This is a genomic window from Virgibacillus sp. L01 (assembly GCF_052246775.1).
Taxonomy (GTDB): Bacteria; Bacillota; Bacilli; order Bacillales; family Amphibacillaceae; genus Lentibacillus.
Map to the genome: position 1 here is coordinate 315,213 of NZ_JBQQCP010000001.1, position 23,894 is coordinate 339,106.

Sequence of the window (23,894 nt, forward strand, 5' to 3'; positions counted from 1 at the left end):
CAGAGTCTTATTTGTAAGCGAACTATTATTTGACATAAACCGACAAAAACCGAAAAATGACAGACCACCACTACCAAAAAAGGAGTGATTTCTATGAAGGGTATTATTCTTGCTGGGGGGAGCGGTTCGAGACTTTCCCCGAGTACTGACAGTATTAGTAAACATTTACTCGCTGTCTATGATAAGCCTATGATTTATTATCCATTATCAGTCTTGATGCTGGGGGGAATTACCGACATCATGATTATTAGCACACCTGAAGATAAACCCCGCTTTCAAGACCTATTAGGTGACGGCTCATCACTCGGCATCAGCCTTAACTACATGGAACAAGCAGATCCGAATGGGATTCCGGAGGCATTTATTCTAGCGGAGGATTTCATCGGAAAAGATGATGTGACACTAATCCTAGGTGATAACATCTTTTATGGCCAAGGTTTTACGACCCTATTTAGAAAAGCACTTGAAAACCATCGAAACGCAACGATATTCGGATACCGTGTAAAAGATGCCGAACGGTTTGGGGTAGCAGAATTCGATCATAATCAGAAAGTAATCTCCCTTGAGGAAAAACCAGAACAGCCAAAATCAGATTTCGCTGTAACAGGGCTGTATATTTATGATTACCGTGCTGTCCAAATTGCTAAACAACTGCCATACTCAGCGCGGGGTGAACTGGAAATTACCGACTTGAATAAAGAATACCTAAAAGGTAGCCAGCTTGACGTGCAATTATTGGGTAGAGGGTTTGCTTGGATGGATGCCGGGACACATGAATCACTTTTCGATGCATCTGAATTTGTAAAAATTACGCAGCAGCGGCAAGGATTTAAAATTGCATGTCTGGAAGAAATCGCCTATTACATGGGCTATATGAGCCAGAACGCACTGCAGAAAAAAGGAAAAGCAATGGAGAAGACCGATTACGGGAAGTATTTACTCGAAATTGCTGACCGTAAACACACAGAACAATACTGGGAATCTATTGATCGCAATCCAATGTTGGGACTGGTGGAAAATGAATAAAACATTACTCATAACAGGCGGAAATGGTTTTATTGGCTCAAATTTCATTCATTATTTCCTGAAAAAATATCCCGATTATCGGTTAATAAACGTTGATAAATTAACCTATGCAGGTTCGAAAGCCAATCTTCGAGAAGTGGAGAGTTTTGAAAACTACCATTTCATTCAAGGAGACATTGCTGATGAATCTCTCATGAAAAGCATCTTTTCAATTTACGATATTTCTGGTGTTATCCACTTCGCAGCTGAATCACATGTTGACCGATCAATTGAAAACGCCACATCATTCATTGAATCAAATGTACTTGGAACAACCACATTGCTCCAGGCTGCTCGCGAATCGTGGGAAATGAAGGGCGAACTTGCAACAAGACGCTTTCATCATATTTCAACCGATGAAGTATATGGGTCCCTTGGTACAGATGGGAAATTTAATGAAGAGACACCCTATGATCCCCGTAACCCGTACAGTGCTTCTAAAGCAAGTGCCAACATGCTTGTAAAGAGCTTCGGTAATACCTATGGGATGAATATTGTTATATCAAGCAGTTCCAACAATTACGGGCCAATGCAGCACGAGGAAAAACTGATTCCAACAATTATTTCAAAGTCCCTGAAAGGGGAGCCCATCCCTGTCTATGGTGATGGAAAAAACGTACGTGATTGGCTTCATGTTCAGGATCATTGCCGGGCATTAGACCTTATTTTTCATCAAGCGAATCCAACAGAAACATACAACATAGGTGGTGGGAATGAAGTTACCAATATCGAACTGGCGATGAAAATATGTGATATTCTAGACCATTTAAATCCCGAGAATCATAGCTGTAAAGAATTAATCGCATTCACGAAAGATCGCCCGGGGCATGACAGTCGATATGCAGTTGACGATACAAAATTAAGAAAAAAACTAGGCTGGGCACCTACTGTGGATTTAGATACGGGACTAAAAAATACTGTTGAATGGTATGTGGAGCAATGGGAACTAACAACCCAACAATCTCTGTAGTCATTCCTGTATACGGGTGCGAACCTTGTTTAAACCAACTTTATGACCGTATTAAAACCAACATCGAAAAAATTCCTGCCCAGTTCGAAATTATTTTAGTAAACGATGCCAGTCCTGATAATGCATGGAACACTATTAAACAACTAAGCGAGACCGACAATCGTGTAAGAGGAATTGACCTTGCCAGAAATTTCGGGCAGCACCATGCAATTACAGCCGGCCTTGACTACACTATTGGTGACTGGATTGTAGTAATGGATTGCGATTTGCAGGACCGCCCAGAAGAAATTCAAACATTATACGATAAAGCACAGGAAGGATATGAAATTGTATTTGGAAACCGTGTGCAACGGCAGGACAATTGGTTTAAGCGAAAATCATCACAGCTTTTTTACAAAGTCTATGACTATTTTACAGGCGGAACATCAGACCATACCGCTGCCAACTTTAGTATCTGTTCCAAAAAAGTGGTAGATGGGTTTAAGCAAATGCGCGAGCAAAACCGCTTCTTCCCGCTTTTCATTCAATGGATGGGGTATAAAGCGAGTGCCGTTCAAGTCGAGCATAACTCAAGGAAGGCAGGAAAAACTTCCTATAACATTAAAAAGCTGGTCACACTAGCTACAGATGCCATCATATCTCAATCGAATAAGCCGCTACGCCTATCAATTCAATTTGGCTTCTTAATATCATTAGGGTCATTTCTTTACGGGATGTATCTATTTGCAAGATACTTCTTTTTAGCCGAACCGGTTCAAGGCTGGACCAGTGTTATGGTTTCCATTTACTTTATTGGTGGATTGATTTTCTTCAACTTTGGCGTTCTGGGGCTTTATTTAGGCAAGGTATTTAATGAAACAAAGGCACGACCGCTTTATTTAATTCGTGAGACGACAGAAGATAATGACGAACGGAGCTGATACTATTAAACATTTACGGGAAACCCCTTGGGACAAGAGAAATTTTAATATGGACACATTTGAAGTAATCGGAACATTTGAAGAAGCGCTTCAGGAAACAAATAAGTATGATGGACACTACACCCTTAAGATTGGCCCCTTGGAAAATCCGGAGCTCCTTCTAAAATATGGTTTTTATTATATGGACACATTAATTGAACCCGTATGCAAAAAAGAAAATTTACATCTTTTCGATAAAGATGCTACATCAATTTCAAAGGATTATGACCCATCGGAAATTAATCAGATAGCTGAAGAATCATTCAAGCACGGTCGATTTCATCGTGATTTCAATATCCCAAATTCGATGGCTGACACACGCTATATGAATTGGGTGAAGGATCTTCAGGAGGAGGACCAAATTTTCGCCCTCATGTATGAAGATGATACAGCAGGATTTTTTGCCTATGAAAATGACAAAGTACTTTTGCTTGGAATAAAAGAGGAATACCGAAGCAGAGGTTTGGCAAAAGCATTCACGAGCCAGGGCTGTGCAGAACAATTTAAGAATGGATATAACGAGTTACGGACATCTATTTCCGCAGCTAATGTAGCTTCATTAAATCTGTTTTATTCCCTTGGATTCAGGCTCATGAATACAGTTGATGTCTACCATAAAGTAACCGGCCCAGGTGTGTAGCCATGGGATATCTTTATATATTTGGCACAATATTTTTTACCGTATATGGCCAAATTGTTTTAAAGTGGAAAATTGATAAAGCTGGCCAACTCCCAGAAGCATTAACAGATAAACTCTATTTTCTCCTGCAACTATTACTTAATCCATGGATTCTTTCAGGATTTCTATCAGCATTTTTCGCATCCCTTTTTTGGATGGCTGCAATGACAAAGTTTAATATAAGCTATGCCTATCCTTTTATGAGCCTGTCATTTGTTCTGGTATTTCTGCTTTCCGTAATTATTTTCGGTGATCCCGTTACGGTACAGAAAGTAGTTGGGTTAAGCCTGATAGTTGCAGGTATTATCGTTACAAGTCAATCATTGTGAGGTGATCGTTTTGATTCCGTTTAATAAGCCGTGTGTAATAGGAGAAGAAGCAACAGCAATGCAGGAAGCAATTGAACATACAAAGCTATCCGGCAATGGTCCGTTTGGAAAAAAATGCACCGACTGGCTTGAAGCACGATTGCAATGTGAGAAAGTAATCCTGACACCATCATGTACAGCAGCACTTGAAATGACCACATTATTAACGGAAGTTGGAGAAGAAGATGAGGTCATCATGCCATCGTACACATTTGTTTCGACGGCAAATGCATTTGCACTCAGAGGAACTGCGATTCGTTTTGTTGATATCGAGCCTAATACGATGAATATATCGCCAAATGCAATCGAGGCTGCAATAACTGACAAGACAAAGGCAATTGTTATTGTGCACTATGCCGGTATATCCTGTGATATGGATACGATAATGGACATTGCGAGTCGTTATGGATTATGGGTTATAGAAGACGCAGCCCAGGCATTGTTCAGTTCGTACAAAGGAAGACCCCTTGGTACCATTGGACACTTTGGCGCGATAAGCTTTCATGAAACAAAAAACTTTACTTGCGGCGAAGGTGGTGCCTTAATCGTAAATCGTCCTGAAGCTGTCGAGCGTGCTGAAATTTTACAGGAAAAAGGCACAAACCGAGAGCAATTCTTTAAAGGAATGGTAGATAAATACACATGGCGCGATGTTGGTTCCTCCTATTTATTAAGTGATCTAAATGCTGCATATCTATCTGTTCAATTAAAGCATGCTGACTTGATTAATAAGAGCCGATTACGTGCATGGAATCAATATTATTATGGATTACTTGATTTCCCTGAAGTTGAAGTTCCACACGTTCCATCAGAATGCCACCACAATGCCCATATGTTTTATATAAAAACCAATCAGCAACAGGAGTTGATTGAATACCTGAAAAAACATGACATAATGGCCGTAACACATTACGTGCCGCTACATTCGTCACATGCAGGGAAGAAATTTGGAAAGTTTATTGGCGAAGATAAGTTTACCACAACTGAAAGTGAAAAAATTGTTCGCCTTCCATTATACTTTGGAATAGGAGAAGAGGCCGTCGATGATGTGGTCACCCATATACAAGCATTTTTCAACACCTAAATTAATAATGTCCGCATGTCTGGTGATCGTCGCCTATCTGCTGCCATATTATATTCTTGGCGAAGATACACACATCCGCGTGCATGACAACTTGGATTCCAACATTGTTTGGTATAAACTGCTCGTTGAGAGTGGGCAGCTATTTTCACCTTCAACACTCCCAAATGTAATTAATGGACTGCCACGAAGCACGCTTGCCACCCCATTTGATGTAATGGTATGGTTTTATGTACTTTTTGAACCGATGACAGCTTACGCAATTGGGCAAACAATCATGCGATTCGGAGCCTTTTTTGGTATGTATTTGTTACTTCGAAATCGTATTGGAACACCATTTATTTCAGTTGGTGCAGCGTTAGGTTTTGCACTGCTGCCATTTTGGCCATCCGGTCTCTTATCAATTGCAGGTCTGCCACTTGCTTTGCATGTATTTTTAAATATCCGTGAACATGGAAAGAAAACCAATAAGTATAATTGGTTAGTATTAGTTTTACTGCCGTTTTTCTCAAATTTTATTCTAACATTTGTATTTTTCTTAGGTCTGATGGGCGTATTTTGGTTAATTGATTGGATACGGTTTAAAGAGTCCAACTGGGCATTATTTACCGCGATTACATCTATGACAGTTCTTTACTTGGCAAAAAATTATTTATTAATTTATTCCATGTTTTTAAGTGAAGGGTTCACATCTCATCGTACCGAAAATGACCTTGGACATAATGATTTCTCAGAGACATTGGAGTTATTTTCACATAACTTCATTAACGGCCATACGCATGACATGGCAGTCCACACTAAAATCATCATTCCTGTTATTGGTGTTGCCTTCCTTGTTGCAGCATATCGTAATCTGAAACCGAAATTATTACTTGGCTTATTTATATTCAACGCCCTGATTGCACTCTGGTATGCATTTTGGTATTGGGAAGGATGGCGCGTATTAAAGGATCAAATCATGATTCTGAATACGTTCAACTTCAGCCGGATACATTTTTTCGACCCAATGATTTGGTATATCTGCTTCGCCTTGGCATTGTGGGTTTTATGGAAGTATTTACGTTTTGGAAAAGTGTTAGTAGTCGCGCTAATTATTACCCAATGTATTATGGTGTTTAATTTAAATGAAGAGAGTAAATACAGTAGGATTGGCACTCCAACATTTGCAGAATTTTACTCAGAGGATTTATTTGATTCCATTAAGGGTTATATCGGCAAAGAACAATCCGAATACCGTGTTGTCAGTATTGCTATGCATCCAACTATTGCTCAATACAACGGATTCTATACGCTCGATACGTATAATAACAGTTTTCCATTGAAATATAAGCATAAATTCCGGAAAATCATTGCACCCGAACTTGAAAAGAACGCCACTCTTGAGAATTATTTCGATACCTGGGGCGGCAGACTGTATATGTACGTAAGTGAACTTGGCAAGCATTATATGTTCACCAAAAATAGTAACGAAGAATTGGAAAACCTCAACATAAATAGTAAGGCACTGTCTAAGTTAGGCGGTGACTATGTATTGTCAGCACTACCTATTTTGAATAACGAAGAGAATGGGCTAAAATTTGAGCGAAGTTTCGAAAACAGCAAATCCCCGTGGAAGATTTACTTATATAAGGTTGTCGCTTGACTTTGGGGAATGCTGTTCGAGTTTGGGTCGTCGTCGCTCGAGTTTGGGGTATTATAGTATATATAATAAAAGTTACTTATTATAGTCCCAGAGTACTTTCCACTCCTCTTCAACCAACGTTACGTAAACATCCTGTACAATACGAAACCGTCCATATTTTCCTTTATACTCTTGTGTGACTGTCACCTTATAAACAAGATCAATCGGTTCTGCTCCTTCTTCAAGTTTCCAGTTCTTCATTTCCACTGCCTCATCCAGGGTATAAGTAAACGTAGTAACACCAAAGTGATTCATAAACACATGCGCACGGTCCTGCAGATAGTGCCCTTTATCAAACTTCTCTTTCATTAATGGATGAAACATTGCCCAGGAATCAGAAAAGGCACCATCCTGTTCGTATGCATAAAACATGTCAACAGCCTCAACAGCATAATCTTCAGGAGACTTATCAATGAGTATATAAATGGTAAAACCGATACCAAGGGTAACCACTAACAGCAGCACTATCCTCATTGGATCCCTCCTAATCGACTGGTTCATTACAGTACTAATTTAACCCATAACTTATCGCCGCTAACATTAAACTCTTTCACATTACCAACCGGTATATTTCTAACCCTGTTAATACAATTCAAATCAATCATTATCGTATCTTTTTTATAGTTTAAAAAAGGTGGTCTGTTGAAAATTTTACTTTTTAGCCACCCTAAATTTAACGGTGTTATCCTATCAATATGCAAATACAACACTCGCTTGTCCGCATGTATTGGTCTTAAATCTATTTCAAAGTACATGTTAAAAAACAGTTTTTTTGCAACACCGCTGAACTTTATTAAATCAGTTTGCATGGATATCGATAAGTCCTGTACAGAATTTTGCCTGGCCAGTCTTTTTTCAAAGATGCGTAAAAGTAAATTTGATGAAATTGGCAGGTTCACTCCTAAATTGTCCATTAGATTCTTCCTTTGCAAATGCCGTTAATACCATTTTATTCGGAGATGGGACAAATATTATAGAATATGAAATAACCCAATCTAAAAGCTTGAACTTTCATAATCAAAATGAAATAATACAATTTATAAATCCGACTAAATTTATCGGAAATTCAAGGAGGTTGAATATGCAGTTAGCAGACCTTAATTCAATTGAAGAACGCATAAAATTAGTGGAAGAAACAGTAAGACCTTTTACAAACAGGTCCAAAGAGCTTGACGAAAACGGAACATTCCCTTTTGAAAATTTTAACGAATTAAAAGAAATTGGCTATCCAGCTATTACCATCCCACAAAAGTATGGCGGGCTTGGAATTTCCCTCTATGAAATGCTGCGCCACCAGGAAACAATCGCTATAGCAGATGGTGCAACAGCACTTTCTATCGGCTGGCATATGGGAATCACCAAACATAACGGAGATAATAATAGCTGGAAAGATGAAAAATACCAGGAATTTGCAACAGACGTCATTAATACTGGAGCTCTACTAAATAGCGCTGCAACTGAACCAGCAACAGGAAGTCCAACCCGTGGCGGTAAACCAGAAACTGTTGCAAGAAAATCTGATGAAGGTGAATGGGTCATAACTGGCAGAAAGACATTCACGACCATGGCGCCAATTCTCTCCTACTTTCTCGTCAGTGCCTCGATTGAGGGAAAAGATCAAGTCGGGAACTTTCTCGTCAAACGTGAACGCCAAGGTGTTACGATTGAAGAGACTTGGGATTCTATAGCAATGAAGGCAACTGGCAGCCATGATCTGGTTCTGACAGATGTATATGTGAAGGATGATGATCTAGTCGGATACCTGACACCAGGCAAAAAAAGCCCAGCAGGATGGCTGCTCCACATTCCAGCATGCTACCTTGGGATAGCAAAAGCTGCCCAGGCATATGCTGTTAATTTTGCAACAGATTATTCGCCAAATAGTATTAAAGGAACGATATCAGACCTGCCAAACGTAAAGCAAAAAATAGGAGAAATGGAACTCCGTGTTATGCAAAGCTCCAGTTTTCTGTATGATGTAGCTAAAAAATGGGATGAAAGTAGTGATGAGGTACGCGGATCAATGCAGCCAGAGCTTGGTGCAGCAAAATTATCCGTTGTGAATCAGGCAGTAGAAATTGTTGACCTGGCAATGCGGATCGCCGGTGCACGAAGCCTGTCCAAACAAAACCCATTGCAGCGCCATTATCGTGACGTAAGAGCAGGAATCCATAACCCGCCTATGGATGATATGACAATCATGCAGCTTGGGGATAAAGCAATTGAACAAAACAGCTAAAACAGTAAAAGGATCGTCCGCAATAATAGCGAGCGATCCTTTTTCAATCTATCCCTATAGAGAGTGTTCAAAAAGTTTGGTGAAAATGACACATCGAATTTTATCCTCTTTTTTGAATACCCACTTATAGCTTAAATTGCCTTACTAAGCTATTCAATTCTTCTGCCAGCTTGGCAAGGTCCTCTGAGCTTGCTGCCACTTCCTCCATTGAACTGCTTGTTTGCTGTGCCGATGCAGAAGTTTGCTCAACACCTGCAGCAGATTCTTCAGAAATAGATGCAATTTCCTCAATAGATCCATTCATTTCCTGACTGCCAGCAGATATTTCGGATAAATTTTCAGACACCGTGTTTATGCTTTCAACCATTTCTTTAACGGCTGCGTTTATTCCTTTAAATGTTTCACTTGTTGTTTTGATTTGCCCTGTTCCTTGTTCAACCTCACGATATCCACCTTGTAACGATTCGGATACTGTAGTTGATTCATTTTGGATACTTGCCACAATCTCTGTAATATCCTTAACTGAAACCGAAACCTGTTCGGCAAGCTTCCGTACCTCATCAGCTACTACAGCAAAACCTTTTCCATGCTCACCAGCCCGGGCAGCTTCAATTGCAGCATTCAACGCAAGAAGGTTTGTCTGTTCGGCAATATCTTTAATTACCGAAACCAATTTGGATATTTCCTTGGATTTGGAATCAAGACCTTCAACTTTTTCAACAGCATCTTTAACAATTTGGTCAATCCTAATCATTTGTTCTGTAGATGATTCCATCAGCTTACTTCCTTTATCAGTCATTCCAAGTACATCGCCTGAGGCTCGTTGAATACGCTCCCCATTGTCATTAGCCTCCATAACCTTGGTGGAAAATGACCCCATAACCGTGGATAGTTCACTTGCACTGTTAGCCTGTGTTTCTGAACCAGAGGATAACTCCTGCATAGTTGTGGCAATTTGTTCAGATCCTGACTTGACCTCATTGGCCGACTGGGTAAGCTCCTCACTTTGGCTGTTTACCGTTTCCGAAACATTCGCTACCTGTTGTATTACATTTCGCAGGTTTGCACTCATGGTGTTCACCGCTGTTGCAAGTTTTCCAATTTCATCTTTTCCATTGTAATCAATTGTTTGGACTGACAGGTCTCCATCAGCAATTTTATTACTTACTTCAACTACTCTATTTAGGTTTCGGGAAACTTTACGACTAACTATGTAAGCAAGTATCCCGCCAACCAAAATCGCTGCTATTACTGATGCAACCTGGATTATAAGTGTTAAATTCTGACTTTCCTTTGTCTGTGTTATTGCTGCTTCACGCTCTTCGTTTACAATCGTACGCAGGTTCTCCAATAAATCAACTGTTTTAGACCTAAGTTTGCTCGCTTGAGTTACATAATGATCCGCAGTTCGTTCATCGCCATTTTCAATTGCATCAACAATTCGTTGTTCAAACAATTTATTTATCAATCGGTCATTCTCAACAATTTCATCAAATAATTCTTGCTGTTCTTTCGTATCCATTTTGTCACTCAATTGAGCTTCCAAAGAATCAAAGCGTTCACTTCGAGCAGTATATTCATCAACAATCTCCTGATCCTGACTAGCACGGTATTCAACAATACGAATACCTTTTGATCTTGTTAGTGAGCCCATTTCAGTAATATTGATGGACCTGTCCCCTCTTCGTTCCAGTGCATCCACATTATCCCCAATATTTGAGATTAGTATTGCTGCTGTCCCAGTTGAAGCTCCAAATAGAATAAAAATTAAAATTAAAATAAGACCATACTTCTTGCCAATCGATACATTCTTAAAGTTGAACTTAAATTTGTTTTTAAACATTCCCGACTTCCCCTCTGTCTCTATATATAACTGTTCTACTAATATCGGCATAAAGTACCATTTTGTTTAGAAAACTTTGCTACAGTTTATATTTAAAAAGAAGGATAAGAAGGACCGAGAAGTTCTAGGCAGTAGTTTTGAGAAGCGGAAAAACAAGCCAATGAAGAAATTCGATGTATGATCTTTACCGGACTTTTTGTCAGAACCCCTTATGCACCGGTGTTGGGTTCGGACGGTGCGCTGGTGGGTGATTCAGTCTTCGCGTGGATTATTCAGTCTGTATTGGACAATAGTGGCGTTTATTCAGTCTTTGCCGCTGTGGATTCAGTCTTCGTAGAGCCCAATTGAGTCTTAACACGCTATAATTCAGTTTTCGGCCAAAAACGAGTCTGATTCTGGGAGTGGTTGGGGAGCAATTCCGTGTGATTGCTTTGTCGCGCGAGTTAGCCGCTCTGTCGCTCGAGTTGCCCTCTCTGTCGCTCGAGTTAACCTCTCTGTCGCTCGAGTTGTCCGCTCTGTCGCGCGAGTTTCCCTCTCTGTCGCGCGAGTTAGCCACTCTGTCGCGCGAGTTAGCCACTCTGTCGCGCGAGTTAACCATTTTGTCACGCGAGTTAACCACCTTGTCGCGCGAGTTAGCCGCTCTGTCGCTCGAGTTAACCTCTCTGTCGCTCGAGTTGTCCACTCTGTCGCGCGAGTTAACCACCTTGTCGCGCGAGTTAGCCACCTTGTCGCGCGAGTTAACCATTCTGTCGCGCGAGTTTGCCGCTTTATCGCGCGCATTGTCCACTCAGTCGAACAAGTCACACACAACCAACTGATTTGTCTGCATAAATCCCTTAGGGGTTTCAGGGAAGTGTCGATGCAGAAAAGGCTATTCTAAAAATTATAGAATAGCCTTCATACGTCAATTATAGGACTTTTATATCTATTATTTAAGTATCCATGTTATCAGGATTTCCACCACTGCGATCATTAATATTTAATCCGCTGATCTTTTCAACTTCTTCGTCCTTTAATTCAAAATCAAATATATTCGCATTCTCGATAATCCGGTGTTCCTTTACCGATTTAGGAATCGTAATAACATTCGTCTGTATATCCCACCGTAAAATTACTTGTGCTGCAGACTTCTTATATTTTTCGGCAATCTTCACTATCGTCGGTTCATCCAGAAGACCGCCTCTTTTAAGCGGAGACCATGCTTCTAGTTCGATACTTCTATCTTCACAAAATGATTTCAGCTCTGGCTGTGTAAGATGAGGATGATGTTCCACCTGATTTATCGCTGGTTTAACATCACAATCAGCCAAAAGACTTTCCAAGTGCTGTACATGGAAATTACTCACACCAATTGCCCTCACTTTTCCCTCTGCATACAATTTTTCCAATGCTTTCCAGGTGTCTTTAAACTTTCCACTGACAGGCCAATGAATTAAGTAAAGGTCAAGATAATCCAACCCAAGTTTTTCAAGGCTTGATTCAAAAGCTTTCAAAGTATTATCATAACCCTGCTCGTCATTCCACACCTTTGACGTAACAAAGATTTCCTCTCTCGGTATTCCAGATTGCCTAATTCCTTCTCCTACTCCTGTTTCATTATCATAAAAAGATGCAGTATCAATACTTCTGTAGCCATGGGTAAGAGCAGTCTTCACTGCTTTAGTTGCAACCTCTCCATCGTCAACTTTATAAACCCCTAAGCCAAATCCAGGCATCTTAACACCATTATTTAATGTTACTGTATCCTGAAGATTATTTATCATTACCAATACCTCCATATAAAATTTATAGTTAAATTCTAGCTTACTTTTAAGCTGCAACTCAAGTTCTGCGTACTATGTATCAGTAAAATTTGGGATGAATTGCATACTTGAAGAAAACGGAAAAATGGAGTATTATTTTTATTGGAATTAATCTGCTGGCTTTGCACAGTCGCCCTCAGACGATTTGTAAGCACTGCACATTACATGGAGAAATACCCAAGTCTGGCTGAAGGGGATGCACTCGAAATGCATTAGGGCGGGTGACCGTCGCGTGGGTTCGAATCCCACTTTCTCCTTTTTCCAACATAATAGATAAATCCGGATAGTGAAAGACACCACCCGGCTATTACTGACTTTTCTTTTTAAATCTTTCAAATGAATCCCACAGACCCCATAAATACATAATTCCAAGCGCTCTATCATAAAGTCCGTAACCTGGTCTACTTTTTTCTCCCCAAATATGTCTTCCATGATCCGGTCTAACATATCCAGAAAATTGTGATTCATGATAACCCTTTACTATATTATATATATCAACACTTCCATCATCTGTACGATGGGAAGTTTCAATAAAATCCCCATTTTCATATGTTTTCACATTTCTAATATGAGCAAAGTGAATCCGGCTTGAAAATTCACGAACCATACTAGCAATATTATTATTAGGGTTTGCACCAAGCGATCCACTACATAAAGTTAAACCATTATACGGGTCATCAACCAAATTTAAAAACCTTTTGATATTTTCCCTATTGGTTATAATTCGCGGTAAACCAAATACTGACCAAGGTGGATCGTCGGGATGAATCGCCATTTTTATATTGTTTTCTTTAGCAACTGGAATAACTCTCTCAAGAAAGTATTGAAGGTTGGACCATAAATCTTCCTCTGTCACCTGTTTATACTGCTCAAATAACTTAGATAAATGTTCAAGTCTTTCTGGCTCCCAACCAGGCATAGTAAACGAAGAATTATTGGAAATCATCTCCACTAATTCCATTGGATCAGATTTCTTTATTTTTTCATTTTCAAAAAATAAGGCTGTTGATCCATCCTCCATTCCCTTAAACAATTCAGTCCTTGTCCAATCAAAAACTGGCATAAAATTATAACAGATAACTTTTACACCCGCTTTCGCCAGATTCTCAATTGTCTTGATATAGTTATTGATATATTGTTCACGTGATGGTAGTCCTAGCTTAATATCCTCATGAATGTTAACACTTTCTACAACATCTATATTTAAGCCATTATTCTCTACTTGTTTTTTCACCTCTAATATATTATCCTCAGGCCATACTTCTCCCGCTGGCACATCATGAAGAGCCCATGCCACACCTTCTACACCAGGTATTTGTTTGATATGGCCTAACTCAATCGTATCGTTTCCTTTTCCAAACCACCTTACTATCATTCTCATATATTGTTACACCTCTATTCATCATTAACAGCGCCCACTAACCTATTTCAAACTTGAAACTTTTAAAACAAATTCTCTGGATGCTTTCTCAATATCCGTTAAACTTCCTTTTGTCAGTGAGCTCCCTATTCCTACAACTTCAGCTCCATTTTCAAACCAATCGTCAATATTAGATAAATCCACTCCACCTGTTGGCATAATAGAAAGTTGAGGTAATGGGGCTTTGAATTGCTTTATAGCCTTAGGACCAAAAACACCGCCAGGAAATAATTTAATCATCGAACAGCCTGCTGAAAGAGCAGTCATCATCTCAGACACTGTCATGCACCCTGGCAAATAAGGGATTTGATAAAGGTTGCATAGCGATGCAGTTTCTTTATCAAAACCAGGACTTACAATGTATTCTGCGCCAGATTGCATTGCCATCTTAGCTGTAGTTGCATCCAACACAGTTCCGGCCCCAACCAGTATATTAGGAAAGCGTTCGGACAACCTTTCAATCGCTTCTTCCACTTGAGGGATTGTATAGGTTAACTCAATGCTAGTTATCCCACCTCGAATACATGCTTCCGAGGATTCAATTGCTTCTTGACTTGACTCCGCACGAATTACAGCTACTATTTTTGAATCTTTTAATTTTTGTAATGTATCGATCATTTGCATTGCATTCACCCCCTGCTAAATTTTGGTTGCACCAAATCCTCCGTCTACAGTTACCATTGAACCAGTAACGAAACCAGCCGCTTTTTCGGAAGCTAACCAAATGACAGCCCCTTGTAATTCTTCAGGATTCCCAAATCGTTTCATAGGTGTGTGGTCCATGATTGATTTCACACGATCCTCCGTAAGAATTTTGCGATTTTGTTCTGCAGGGAAAAAGCCTGGAATGATAGCATTTACTCTAATGTCATCCGGTGCCAGCTCCTGTGCCATAAATTCTGTAATACTATTAATTGCAGCTTTGGAAGCAGAATATGTTACCACCTTTGTCAGCGGCGTAATGGACGAAACAGAAGAAATATTAATTATGCTTCCCCCCCGTTCTCTTCCTTTGTTCTTTCGGGCAAATTCCTGACAAGTAAACATTACAGACTTCAAATTAACATCCATTATATTATCCCACTCGTCTTCTTTTATATCAAAAAAAGGTGTTGAGCTATTAACCCCTGCGGCATTAATCAAAACGTCCCAGCCGCCGTATTTTTTATCAATCGCTTCAGCCGCTTCTTTAATAGACTCCATACGCAACACATCTGTTTTTATAAAATCTGCTTTAACATCATACTGTCTAATCTCTTTCAAAATGGAATTTGCTTTATCCTCATTTCGGCCAGTTAATACTACATCAGCACCACTTTGCGCCAATCCTATTGCCATAGATGAACCAAGCGTACTCGTACCACCCATAACAACTGCAATTTTATTTTCCAAATTAAACATATCATTCATAAAAAAACCTCCAAATTTTTTGCCATACTACAGTTTAATAATTACTTTACGTACTCCGGAAGGCATTTCTTCCATTAATTTAAAAGCTTCTTGAGCATTATCTAAAGCAAACTCATGACTTATCAAGTCTTTCACATCAAAGTCTTTCGAATTAAACAATTCAACGACCTTAGGGAAACGATGCGTCTGTAGTCTTGACCCACATACAGTTAACTCTTTCTTTGTGATATTAACCTGTGCTATTCGGGAAACTTCTACGTGGAACCCTAGTAAAACAACTCTTGCTGCAACTGATGTTACATCTATTGCTTGCTCAGCTGTTTTTGGAGTCCCAACAGCATCAATTACAACATTTGCGCCCATTTCACCCGTCCAGTTAGAAAGTGCTTCACTAACTTCGTCGTCCTGCGGATTAATTGTTAGATTTGCTCCCCACTTTCGAGCGAAATCTAATCTTTCTTGATTAAAATCAGAAATAGCAACTTTCGCTCCAGCATTTAAGGCCATTTTCAAACAACATAAACCAATTGGTCCAGCACCTATAATATAGACCATGTCTTCATTTTGAATTTGACCACGATATACTGCTTGTGCACCAATCGAAAATGGTTCAATTAGAGCAATCACGGACCAGTCGAGTGAGGAATCCACACGATGCACAAGATTTTCAGGCATTACAGTTACTTCACGTCCACCGCCTTCTCTATGCACACCATATACTTCTACGTGTTTACATACATTTGGACGTCCCTGTTTACAGGCATAGCATTCACCACAGGATGTCATTGGTTCAATTACGACTTTATCACCAACATTTAAGCCTGATACAGAATCACCTATTTCTTCTATTTCACCTGACACTTCATGGCCAATAACTCTAGGATAAGAAGCAAAAGGGTTTTGTCCATGTAGAATATGCATATCAGACCCACAAATCCCCATTGCTTTCATACGAATCTTCACATCATCCGATTTCGTTAATTTAGGTTCTTCTACTTCAACCACACGTAAATCATGTGGCTCGGTTACTTGTATTGCTTTCATATATATACCTCCGATCTAATTATCAAAGAGACTTGGTAAAAATAGGGTGATTTCTGGAATAAACGCAACTAATAATAATACAACTAAGCTTACAGCAAGAAACGGCAACAGTGCTACAGAGGCCCGTCCAATTGATACTTTTCCAATACTGGAAGCCACAAATAAACATACCCCAACTGGTGGTGTTGACAAACCAATCATTAAGTTTAATACCATCATGACACCAAAATGTACTGGATCCATACCAATTTGTGTTGCAATCGGCAGTAGTACAGGGAAAAGAATAACGATAGCCGCTATAGTTTCCATAAATGTGCCAACAAATAACAATAATAAATTTATTAACAAAATTATTATAATTGGATTATCAGAAATTGATAAGATAAAATCGGCAACTAACTGTGGTATTCGCTCACTCACTAAAATCCACCCAAATAAGTTTGCAAAACCAACGAGAATCATTATTCCAGAGGCACTAATCATAGAATCCAGAATAATTTTTGGCATTTTTCGGATTTTCAAGTCTCTATAAATAAATACCCCTACTACCGTCGCGTATACCACTGCAACTATAGACGCCTCAGTTGGTGTGAAATAACCACTTAGTATGCCAAATAATATAACAACAGTCATCATTAAGGCCCAAAATGCACCCCAAAAAGACTTGAATATAACAGGAAAGCTTTGTCGTTCTCCCCTAGGATATTTACGTTTAGCAGAGATAACATACGTAACAATCATTAATCCTGCAGCAAGTAATAGCCCAGGAATTACGCCGGCAATAAATAAGTCACCTATCGAAACAGTTGCCAACGTACCTAATATAATCATTGGCAAGGATGGCGGTATAATTGGGCCAATAGTTGAGGATGATGATGTAACAGCTACTGAAAAGGAAGCATCATAACCCTCTTTCTTCATAGAAGGAATCATGACCGAACCGATACTTGCTGTATCCGCAAGCGCTGTTCCGGATATTCCGGCAAAACCCATTGAAGCACCAACATTAGCTAAACCCAGTCCTCCACGAATATGACCTACAATATTATTTGTAAATGCAATTATTCTTTTCGTTATACCACCTGCATTCATCAAGTTTCCAGCTAAAATAAAACCAGGTATACAGAGCAAAGTGAATGAATTAATCCCTTCAAACATTTTTTGCGGGATAATTGACAAGGATATATCAGCTAAGAGAAGATAAACTAGCGAGGATAAACCTAAACTAAAAGCAATCGGTACACCAACAAAGATCATTACGACAAATGACAAAAATAAAATAAGTGCCATCATTGCTCAACACCCTCTTCCCTCTCATAGGTATTTTCCTTAAGAATATAATATACATTCAAGAAACTGTACAAAGCTAAGAACAGAAGTGTTATAAACATACTCATGTAGATATAAAACATATCTATTCCAAGAGTTGCAGAAGTTTGTCCCTCTCCAAGCATTGCAAAATTATGCGCATACGTAACTAGCATTGCTGAAAAAACACCTAATACTAGATAAATAAATGCATTATAAAATTTCTTTATTTTTTCTGGCAGGAATCCAACAAGCAAATCCACTGTAATATATTCTCTTTTTTCCATTGCTACTGGTGCTCCAAATGCAATAGAATAAACAAACAAGTATCTTGACAACTCTTCCGTCCATACAAAAGTTAACGGTGAATATCTACCAGTAATTTGAATAAGAACAACAACAATCAAAGCAGAAAACGTTAGAACTGTTAAGAATTTAAGTATCCTGCTGAAAACATTTACCGCTTTCATGGTTTCACCTCATTTAAAAAGATTAAGGGGGGAACACCTACTAAGAGATGCTCCCGGAATTTTTTATTTTGCTGCGTTTAGAATTTTTTCATAAAGTGCTAATTGTTCTTCTGAAAGGCTATTTTGTACTGCAGGTTTCATTGCTTCAGCAAAAGCTTCTTGATCAACTTCTACAAATTCCATGCCCTTGTCTTTTAGCTTCTGTACATATCCATCAGTTTCAGTCTTATAAAGATCCATACCATAAGCCTGTGCTTCTTTTGCAGCCTCTTTTACTGCAGTTTGCATGTCTTCACTCAACGAATTTAACTGTTCGTTTCCTACAACAACATAAATCCAGCTGCGAACGTGTTCTGTTTTGTTAACGTAGTCCTGTACTTCAAAGAAGCTTGCACTGTGAATTAAGTCAACCGGATTTTCCTGACCGTCAATAACACCTTGTTGTAACCCTGTAAATACTTCACTGAAATCCATTACTTGTGGACGGGCACCTGCTTCTTTCCATGAATCCATGAATAATGGAACGTTAGGAACTCTCATTTTAAAACCTTCTAAATCAGAAGGTGATTTAATCGGTTCGTTTGAAGTTAGATTACGTGGAGCACGCAAATGATAATACAATGGTGTCACGCCAACCTTTTCCTTGATTGCGCTTTCAATTTCCTTACCAATTTCTCCTTCAACAACACTTTTAACATGTTCTTCGTTTTTAAATGCGTATGGCACTGCCATTAATGCAGCTTCGGGTGCCCAGTTTTGCATTGTTTCACCAGAAATAGTCATATCAACGGTTCCAGCTTCAATACCATTTAGTACTTCTGTTTCACTACCTAATTGCTCATTGGGATAAACTTCGATTTGCAATTTACCATCTGTTTTTTCACTAACTAATTCTGAAAATTTTACTGCAGTTTTATGCCATTGGTGATTTTCATTTGATAAATGACCCAGTTTCCAAGTAATTGTTTCTCCATCACTACCGCTACTTTGTTCACCTGATGAATCATCTCCACCACAAGCTGCCAAAACAAAAATCAGTGATAGTCCCATTAGTAAGCCAATAACTTTCTTCATAATATTAATCCTCCCTGGAAATATAATTTGTTGTTCTCTTAGGTACCGTTTTCATTGAAGATAATTTAGTATATTAAATAATTGAATCACCCCTTTAAAGTAATAAAAACTAGATTATGAAGTTAAATATTCATAAATGCTTTCAGGAACAGGTATACCACTATTCAGGCGTTCTTCCTCTTTCAATTGCTCAGGCTCGCCTGGCACCATAACTGATTTAAAACCTTCTGCAGGTTCTAGCTGATGCAATTCGTCGATCATATTGTCAATGTTTTCAAGGAATTGATCTTTTTCAATAAATAATCCTGGATCAACTGTTATAATCACGTGCCCCAAACGACGGTAATTATTATAATCACCATACATAGAAGCGATATTTGTTCCGAATGCAGATCCTGTTAAAATTCCGGAAAGTACATCTACAGTTAGAGCTAGTCCATAACCCTTAGGACCACCGATAGGCAATAGGTTTTTTACTAAGTTTGGATTTGTAACAGGATTCCCGTTGGCATCTACACCCCAATTATCCGGTATTGATTTACCAGTTTCTCTAGCGTGTAGTACTTTTCCTAATGCTACATTACTTGTCGCCATATCAAGTATAATTGGCTTGTTATTTTTTGTTGGAAATCCATATGCTATAGGGTTTGTACCAAAATACGGCTCCGACCCACCAAATGGAACCACTGCACTGTCTGTTTGAGTCATTACCATGCTTACAACTTCTTCTTTTGCAGCTTGTTCTGCAAAATAGGATAGGGCGCCACAATGACTGCTGTTAACAATTCCAACCATGCCAATTCCGTTTTTCTTCGCTAAATCAATTGCCTTATCCATCGCTTTTTTAGTAATGACATGACCCATTCCATTATCACCATCGAATAAAGCTCCTGTTTTACCTCTATCCTCAACATTAAATTCAGGATTAGGATTCATTCCGCCTTCATTCATTCGTTTCACATAATGTTCTGTTCGCAACACTCCGTGAGAACTTACTCCTCTAGAATCAGCATGTACCAAAACATCTGCCACTACTGATGCATGTTCTTCACTTACATTTGCTTCAGTTAATTTGTTTATAACAAGTAATTTTAATTCTTTCTCAAGTACAATTACGTCTGCCATCTATATCTACCTTTCTAGTCAAGGTTCTCATGCTGATTCTTCATATAATCATTAATATCATCACGACTTTGGGTTAAGGAAATCACTACTGCATCTAGTAAAATATGAACACTTTGGTCAAACTGATTACCCATCGGTTGAATTGTTGCAGGTTCTTCAGGGCGTCGTAGCTTAGTTGCAGCAGGGACTCGAATAGTTTCATCAGCTAGATGACCAAGTTCCGAGTCAGTTGTAGTTGTAACTAATAATAAAGTTGCTCCTGATTTCTTCACCTGCTGTGCAGCCGATAAAAGCGAGGTTGAATTACCCGATCCACTAATCTCCACCAAAACATCATTTTTTTGAATACTGGGTGTTATTGTTTCACCTTTGACAAAAACATCGTATCCTGCATGCATCAACCGCATGGCGAATGCTTTTCCCATTAAACCTGAGCGTCCTTCACCGGCAACAAATATTCGGTCTGCCTTATGAAGTTTATTTGAAAATGACTCAATTTGGTTGTCATCAAGTTGTTCGGCAACTTGCTTTAGTTCCTCAAGAATTTTTAAATGAGTTTTCTTCATTACTTTCCAATCACCTCTTGCATTTTTTTAGCTGCTTGTTCAGGATACCGGGAGTCCGTAATATAGCTTCCGACAATATACACGTCAGGGTTTATTTTCGAAAAGTACTGAACGCACTCTGGATCAATACCTCCCGCCACAAAAATGGTAAAGCTTTCAAGTACGTCTTGATAAATTTCCAGAAAGTCCAAGGATGTTTCGCCTTGCATGTCTTTACCGACGTGCATTGATACTGCCTTTACACCAATTTCTTTCAACTCTAAAATACGATCCTTTGATGTTATACCAAGTAAGTCTACAACTATATGTTTTTTGTGTTCTTCGGCAACTTGTAATGAGTCTATTATTGTTTTATCTGCAGAAAAGCCCATTACAGTTGTATAATCCGCACCAGCCACGAATGCCTGGAGTGTCTCATACTTACCTGCATCACATGTTTTCATATCAGCCAAAATCTCTTTCTCAGGATAGTACTCTTTCATCTCCTGAACAATTGACACCCCATATTGCTTTATAACACCGGTTCCAATTTCAATGTAATCAATATATCTGTCTATTTGGGCAACTATATTGAAGCATTCTTCCTTACTCATCCGGTCGAGAGCAACTTGTATCATCAAGATTCCTACCTTTCAATAGCCTTTTTATTCTCTAATCTGTTCAAGGCATCTTCCAGATATGGCAACCCTTCGTTATCACCTAAGACCTCAACAACCATTGAACCTAGAATATTAGCAAACTTTAATATCTTTTCTGGACTCCAATTATTTAGTAACCCATAAAGAACACCTGCATCAAATCCATCACCAGCACCAACAGTATCTATAGCGTTTACATTTTCTTCTGAAGATTGTTCATATAATTTATTATTAGTCAATAGCATGGCACCATTTTCACCTTGTTTAATGAATAAATGTGAAACGGAGTATTCTTTTATTTCTCCAGCCCATTTGTCTATATCATCAGTACCGAACAACAATTCCAATTCTTCCGTTCCTGCCAATAAATAATCAACATCTTCCATCCATTGCAGCAGTGTTGTACGAGCCTTTTCTTCATTCCAAAGCTTTAACCGGATGTTAGGATCCATTGAAATTTTCAAGTTATGCTTTTTTGCTAGTTTAATAGCCTTATCTACAGTATTAATGTTTTGACTGTTAACTGCTGGGAAAACTCCTGTAATATGCAATAGTCTTGCTTCTTTAAAAAATTCCTCATTTAAAGAATTCGAGTCTAGCGTTAATGTTGGTGATTTTTGACGATAGTAAAATGTATTAGAAGACCCATCTCCATTTATTTCCTTAAAATTAATTGACGTCGGATAGCCATTCATGAGCTCAACTTCGCTAACATCAATACCTTCTCCGCGAGCGAAATTATATATATATCTGCCAAATTCATCCTGGCCTAACCGACTTATCCATCCTGTTTTTAAACCAAGTCGAGCACATCCAATTGCGACATTGAATTCCGCCCCGCCAACTTTTCGTTTGAATGAGTTAACGAAACGCATTGGCCCAGTTGTATCAGGATCAAAAGTAATCATGGCATCGCCAATTGTTATGACATCATTCATTAGCTACACCTTCTTTCTTAGTTGAATTACGAATGATTATCGATGGTTCATGTCGATGTATTACTTGATTTCTTTTTGTTTTATTATCCTTTATCTTTTTCAATAAAATTGTTGCCACTTCTGTACCCATTTCAAATGTCGGCTGCGCTATGGTAGTTAAAGGGGGTGAATGAATCGGACCAAATGATACTTCATCAATAGTTATTAACCCTATATCCCTTCCGATTTTTATATCATTTTCAAAGGTATATTTTAAAATTTCCATTAGAGTCAAGTCGTTACCAGAAATAATAGCATCAGGTTTCTTGTCCAGCGAAAACAGAGCATCAAGACCCTGGCTAAACGAATCTAGCTCCATCCCCCTTATAAAGTCCGGTCGAACTGTTATACCGTTCGCCTCAAGTGTATTTTTATATCCATTAATTCTTTCGATCCTGGGCGTAACATTATCAATCAATGATGTAGTTACAATCGCGATATCTTTATAACCATTTTCCAAGAGATGATTAACAGCAAGTTCGGAAGCCCTTTCATTATCTAGAAGAACTGTTTCCGTATTTATTCCATCAACCAAACGGTCTAAAAACACTATCGGATAATCTTGCTTCAGCAATTTGTCATATGTTTCTAAGTTTCCACTAATTGGTACTACTATTAACCCATCCACTTGTTTAGCCAGAAGCGTTTCAATATATTTCTGTTCTTTTTCTGGATTATCGTCAGCATTACAAATTATCGTAGAAAAACCCTTCTCATTACATACATTTTCTATCGCTCTAATAACTTGGGTGGAATATGCATGTAAAATATTAGCCACGATAACACCAATCGTCGATGTACTCTTCTTTTTCAAGCTTCTGGCAATCACGTTTGGTTGGTACTCCAATTCCGAAATTGCATTTTGAACTCTTGTTCGAGTTTCCTCACCCATATATTCAAATCGCTCATTCAAAAATTGAGACACTGTACTTTTTGATACTTCAGCTTTTTCAGCCACATCTGCAATTGTCATTTTCCTACTCATGAAAATCTCCTTACTCTTACTAAACCGGTTTACTAAATCGATTTAGTGAAATTATATAACAGATGTAAGCGTTTTACAATGGTAAATTTTATATTTTTAAAAAATTCTTTCAAAACGTTGATTAATAACACAAACAAATCCCATGAACAGCAATGTTTGACTAAATGTAAAAAAACGTCATCCCATCCGG

General features: G+C 38.7%; 25 protein-coding genes and 1 tRNA gene. 10 read left to right on the plus strand and 16 right to left on the minus strand.

From position 1 onward, the window contains the following. Window positions 1-93: 93 nt before the first annotated feature. From rfbA to ACTWQM_RS01490, 7 genes are read left to right on the plus strand one after another with little or no spacing between them, the layout of a single operon-like run. A complete protein-coding gene (gene rfbA / locus ACTWQM_RS01460) occupies window positions 94-1,026 on the plus strand; it encodes a glucose-1-phosphate thymidylyltransferase RfbA (RefSeq protein WP_443256392.1) in 933 nt (310 codons plus the stop codon). Beyond that, complete coding sequence (rfbB, locus tag ACTWQM_RS01465) at window positions 1,019-2,035, plus strand: dTDP-glucose 4,6-dehydratase (protein WP_443256393.1); 1,017 nt, start codon at window positions 1,019-1,021, stop codon at window positions 2,033-2,035. The genes rfbA and rfbB overlap by 8 nt, the downstream gene beginning before the upstream one ends. Beyond that, window positions 2,005-2,955, plus strand: coding sequence for a glycosyltransferase family 2 protein (locus ACTWQM_RS01470; RefSeq protein WP_443256394.1), 951 nt, complete (start codon window positions 2,005-2,007; stop codon window positions 2,953-2,955). Before rfbB ends, ACTWQM_RS01470 begins: the two co-directional genes overlap by 31 nt. A gap of 49 nt (window positions 2,956-3,004) precedes the next feature. Then, entirely contained in the window at window positions 3,005-3,634 is a 630-nt protein-coding gene (locus ACTWQM_RS01475; RefSeq protein ID WP_443256395.1) for a GNAT family N-acetyltransferase, read from the plus strand. A 2-nt stretch (window positions 3,635-3,636) separates the two neighbouring features. Continuing rightward, window positions 3,637-4,002: an EamA family transporter gene (locus ACTWQM_RS01480; protein ID WP_443256396.1), complete on the plus strand. Its 366-nt coding sequence runs from the start codon at window positions 3,637-3,639 to the stop codon at window positions 4,000-4,002. A 1-nt stretch (window position 4,003) separates the two neighbouring features. After that, window positions 4,004-5,125 carry a dTDP-4-amino-4,6-dideoxygalactose transaminase gene (gene rffA, locus ACTWQM_RS01485; protein ID WP_443256397.1) on the plus strand — a complete coding sequence of 374 codons (1,122 nt, stop codon included), beginning with the start codon at window positions 4,004-4,006 and terminating at the stop codon, window positions 5,123-5,125. Further along, entirely contained in the window at window positions 5,088-6,764 is a 1,677-nt protein-coding gene (locus ACTWQM_RS01490; protein WP_443257069.1) for a DUF6044 family protein, read from the plus strand. Before rffA ends, ACTWQM_RS01490 begins: the two co-directional genes overlap by 38 nt. A gap of 72 nt (window positions 6,765-6,836) precedes the next feature. On the opposite strand, the gene ACTWQM_RS01495 is transcribed toward ACTWQM_RS01490, so the two are convergent. Both ACTWQM_RS01495 and ACTWQM_RS01500 read right to left on the minus strand, forming a co-directional pair. Further along, window positions 6,837-7,277 carry a hypothetical protein gene (locus tag ACTWQM_RS01495; protein WP_443256398.1) on the minus strand — a complete coding sequence of 147 codons (441 nt, stop codon included), beginning with the start codon at window positions 7,275-7,277 and terminating at the stop codon, window positions 6,837-6,839. Between the two features lie 26 nt (window positions 7,278-7,303). Next, the gene (locus tag ACTWQM_RS01500; protein WP_443256399.1) at window positions 7,304-7,717 is read right to left on the minus strand and encodes a hypothetical protein; all 414 of its coding nucleotides are present in this window, start codon (window positions 7,715-7,717) and stop codon (window positions 7,304-7,306) included. Between the two features lie 167 nt (window positions 7,718-7,884). Here ACTWQM_RS01500 and ACTWQM_RS01505 point away from each other — a divergent pair, with 167 nt between their 5' ends. Then, window positions 7,885-9,042 carry an acyl-CoA dehydrogenase family protein gene (locus ACTWQM_RS01505; RefSeq protein ID WP_443256400.1) on the plus strand — a complete coding sequence of 386 codons (1,158 nt, stop codon included), beginning with the start codon at window positions 7,885-7,887 and terminating at the stop codon, window positions 9,040-9,042. Between the two features lie 124 nt (window positions 9,043-9,166). On the opposite strand, the gene ACTWQM_RS01510 is transcribed toward ACTWQM_RS01505, so the two are convergent. After that, a complete protein-coding gene (locus tag ACTWQM_RS01510) occupies window positions 9,167-10,885 on the minus strand; it encodes a methyl-accepting chemotaxis protein (RefSeq protein WP_443256401.1) in 1,719 nt (572 codons plus the stop codon). A 422-nt stretch (window positions 10,886-11,307) separates the two neighbouring features. On the opposite strand from ACTWQM_RS01510, the gene ACTWQM_RS01515 reads away from it, so the two are divergent. Further along, window positions 11,308-11,703 (plus strand): hypothetical protein, encoded by a 396-nt coding sequence (locus ACTWQM_RS01515; protein WP_443256402.1) that lies wholly within the window; start codon window positions 11,308-11,310, stop codon window positions 11,701-11,703. Window positions 11,704-11,817: 114 nt separating this feature from the next. On the opposite strand, the gene ACTWQM_RS01520 is transcribed toward ACTWQM_RS01515, so the two are convergent. Beyond that, window positions 11,818-12,648: an aldo/keto reductase gene (locus ACTWQM_RS01520; RefSeq protein WP_443256403.1), complete on the minus strand. Its 831-nt coding sequence runs from the start codon at window positions 12,646-12,648 to the stop codon at window positions 11,818-11,820. A gap of 206 nt (window positions 12,649-12,854) precedes the next feature. On the opposite strand from ACTWQM_RS01520, the gene ACTWQM_RS01525 reads away from it, so the two are divergent. Then, window positions 12,855-12,944 (plus strand) — tRNA-Ser (locus ACTWQM_RS01525). A 50-nt stretch (window positions 12,945-12,994) separates the two neighbouring features. Here the strand turns inward: ACTWQM_RS01525 and uxuA are convergent. From uxuA to ACTWQM_RS01585, 12 genes are all read right to left on the minus strand, one after another. Next, a complete protein-coding gene (gene uxuA / locus ACTWQM_RS01530) occupies window positions 12,995-14,068 on the minus strand; it encodes a mannonate dehydratase (RefSeq protein ID WP_443256404.1) in 1,074 nt (357 codons plus the stop codon). A 42-nt stretch (window positions 14,069-14,110) separates the two neighbouring features. Next, a complete protein-coding gene (locus ACTWQM_RS01535) occupies window positions 14,111-14,731 on the minus strand; it encodes a bifunctional 2-keto-4-hydroxyglutarate aldolase/2-keto-3-deoxy-6-phosphogluconate aldolase (RefSeq protein WP_443256405.1) in 621 nt (206 codons plus the stop codon). A 15-nt stretch (window positions 14,732-14,746) separates the two neighbouring features. Further along, window positions 14,747-15,517 carry a glucose 1-dehydrogenase gene (locus ACTWQM_RS01540; RefSeq protein ID WP_443256406.1) on the minus strand — a complete coding sequence of 257 codons (771 nt, stop codon included), beginning with the start codon at window positions 15,515-15,517 and terminating at the stop codon, window positions 14,747-14,749. Window positions 15,518-15,544: 27 nt separating this feature from the next. Next, window positions 15,545-16,561: a zinc-binding alcohol dehydrogenase family protein gene (locus ACTWQM_RS01545; RefSeq protein WP_443256407.1), complete on the minus strand. Its 1,017-nt coding sequence runs from the start codon at window positions 16,559-16,561 to the stop codon at window positions 15,545-15,547. Between the two features lie 15 nt (window positions 16,562-16,576). Then, window positions 16,577-17,854, minus strand: coding sequence for a TRAP transporter large permease (locus ACTWQM_RS01550; protein WP_443256408.1), 1,278 nt, complete (start codon window positions 17,852-17,854; stop codon window positions 16,577-16,579). Then, entirely contained in the window at window positions 17,851-18,339 is a 489-nt protein-coding gene (locus ACTWQM_RS01555) for a TRAP transporter small permease (RefSeq protein ID WP_443256409.1), read from the minus strand. Before ACTWQM_RS01555 ends, ACTWQM_RS01550 begins: the two co-directional genes overlap by 4 nt. 63 nt (window positions 18,340-18,402) lie before the next feature. Further along, window positions 18,403-19,413, minus strand: coding sequence for a DctP family TRAP transporter solute-binding subunit (locus tag ACTWQM_RS01560; RefSeq protein ID WP_443256410.1), 1,011 nt, complete (start codon window positions 19,411-19,413; stop codon window positions 18,403-18,405). 114 nt (window positions 19,414-19,527) lie between these two features. After that, window positions 19,528-20,538, minus strand: a complete 1,011-nt coding sequence (gene allD / locus ACTWQM_RS01565; protein WP_443256411.1) for an ureidoglycolate dehydrogenase — start codon at window positions 20,536-20,538, stop codon at window positions 19,528-19,530. A 14-nt stretch (window positions 20,539-20,552) separates the two neighbouring features. Then, window positions 20,553-21,104, minus strand: coding sequence for a 6-phospho-3-hexuloisomerase (gene hxlB / locus ACTWQM_RS01570; protein WP_443256412.1), 552 nt, complete (start codon window positions 21,102-21,104; stop codon window positions 20,553-20,555). Then, the gene (gene hxlA, locus ACTWQM_RS01575; RefSeq protein ID WP_443256413.1) at window positions 21,104-21,721 is read right to left on the minus strand and encodes a 3-hexulose-6-phosphate synthase; all 618 of its coding nucleotides are present in this window, start codon (window positions 21,719-21,721) and stop codon (window positions 21,104-21,106) included. The genes hxlB and hxlA overlap by 1 nt, the downstream gene beginning before the upstream one ends. Before the next feature lie 8 nt (window positions 21,722-21,729). Beyond that, window positions 21,730-22,680 carry a sugar kinase gene (locus tag ACTWQM_RS01580; protein ID WP_443256414.1) on the minus strand — a complete coding sequence of 317 codons (951 nt, stop codon included), beginning with the start codon at window positions 22,678-22,680 and terminating at the stop codon, window positions 21,730-21,732. Further along, on the minus strand, window positions 22,673-23,704 hold the full coding sequence (locus tag ACTWQM_RS01585; protein WP_443256415.1) for a LacI family DNA-binding transcriptional regulator: 1,032 nt from the start codon (window positions 23,702-23,704) through the stop codon (window positions 22,673-22,675). The genes ACTWQM_RS01580 and ACTWQM_RS01585 overlap by 8 nt, the downstream gene beginning before the upstream one ends. Between the last annotated feature and the right edge of the window lie 190 nt (window positions 23,705-23,894).

Bases quoted from the DNA above. Each gene is read 5' to 3' on its own strand.
- ACTWQM_RS01580 (WP_443256414.1), bottom strand. From the start codon at position 22,680: ATGAATGATGTCATAACAATTGGCGATGCCATGATTACTTTTGATCCT.
- ACTWQM_RS01540 (WP_443256406.1), bottom strand. From the start codon at position 15,517: ATGAATGATATGTTTAATTTGGAAAATAAAATTGCAGTTGTTATGGGT.
- ACTWQM_RS01560 (WP_443256410.1), bottom strand. From the start codon at position 19,413: ATGAAGAAAGTTATTGGCTTACTAATGGGACTATCACTGATTTTTGTT.
- rfbB (WP_443256393.1), top strand. From the start codon at position 1,019: ATGAATAAAACATTACTCATAACAGGCGGAAATGGTTTTATTGGCTCA.
- ACTWQM_RS01480 (WP_443256396.1), top strand. From the start codon at position 3,637: ATGGGATATCTTTATATATTTGGCACAATATTTTTTACCGTATATGGC.
- ACTWQM_RS01490 (WP_443257069.1), top strand. From the start codon at position 5,088: ATGTGGTCACCCATATACAAGCATTTTTCAACACCTAAATTAATAATG.
- ACTWQM_RS01550 (WP_443256408.1), bottom strand. From the start codon at position 17,854: ATGATGGCACTTATTTTATTTTTGTCATTTGTCGTAATGATCTTTGTT.
- ACTWQM_RS01505 (WP_443256400.1), top strand. From the start codon at position 7,885: ATGCAGTTAGCAGACCTTAATTCAATTGAAGAACGCATAAAATTAGTG.
- ACTWQM_RS01535 (WP_443256405.1), bottom strand. From the start codon at position 14,731: ATGCAAATGATCGATACATTACAAAAATTAAAAGATTCAAAAATAGTA.
- hxlB (WP_443256412.1), bottom strand. From the start codon at position 21,104: ATGAAGAAAACTCATTTAAAAATTCTTGAGGAACTAAAGCAAGTTGCC.
- ACTWQM_RS01520 (WP_443256403.1), bottom strand. From the start codon at position 12,648: ATGATAAATAATCTTCAGGATACAGTAACATTAAATAATGGTGTTAAG.
- ACTWQM_RS01545 (WP_443256407.1), bottom strand. From the start codon at position 16,561: ATGAAAGCAATACAAGTAACCGAGCCACATGATTTACGTGTGGTTGAA.
- uxuA (WP_443256404.1), bottom strand. From the start codon at position 14,068: ATGAGAATGATAGTAAGGTGGTTTGGAAAAGGAAACGATACGATTGAG.
- allD (WP_443256411.1), bottom strand. From the start codon at position 20,538: ATGGCAGACGTAATTGTACTTGAGAAAGAATTAAAATTACTTGTTATA.
- rfbA (WP_443256392.1), top strand. From the start codon at position 94: ATGAAGGGTATTATTCTTGCTGGGGGGAGCGGTTCGAGACTTTCCCCG.
- ACTWQM_RS01555 (WP_443256409.1), bottom strand. From the start codon at position 18,339: ATGAAAGCGGTAAATGTTTTCAGCAGGATACTTAAATTCTTAACAGTT.
- hxlA (WP_443256413.1), bottom strand. From the start codon at position 21,721: ATGATACAAGTTGCTCTCGACCGGATGAGTAAGGAAGAATGCTTCAAT.
- ACTWQM_RS01475 (WP_443256395.1), top strand. From the start codon at position 3,005: ATGGACACATTTGAAGTAATCGGAACATTTGAAGAAGCGCTTCAGGAA.
- ACTWQM_RS01585 (WP_443256415.1), bottom strand. From the start codon at position 23,704: ATGAGTAGGAAAATGACAATTGCAGATGTGGCTGAAAAAGCTGAAGTA.
- ACTWQM_RS01500 (WP_443256399.1), bottom strand. From the start codon at position 7,717: ATGGACAATTTAGGAGTGAACCTGCCAATTTCATCAAATTTACTTTTA.
- ACTWQM_RS01495 (WP_443256398.1), bottom strand. From the start codon at position 7,277: ATGAGGATAGTGCTGCTGTTAGTGGTTACCCTTGGTATCGGTTTTACC.
- ACTWQM_RS01470 (WP_443256394.1), top strand. From the start codon at position 2,005: ATGGGAACTAACAACCCAACAATCTCTGTAGTCATTCCTGTATACGGG.
- ACTWQM_RS01510 (WP_443256401.1), bottom strand. From the start codon at position 10,885: ATGTTTAAAAACAAATTTAAGTTCAACTTTAAGAATGTATCGATTGGC.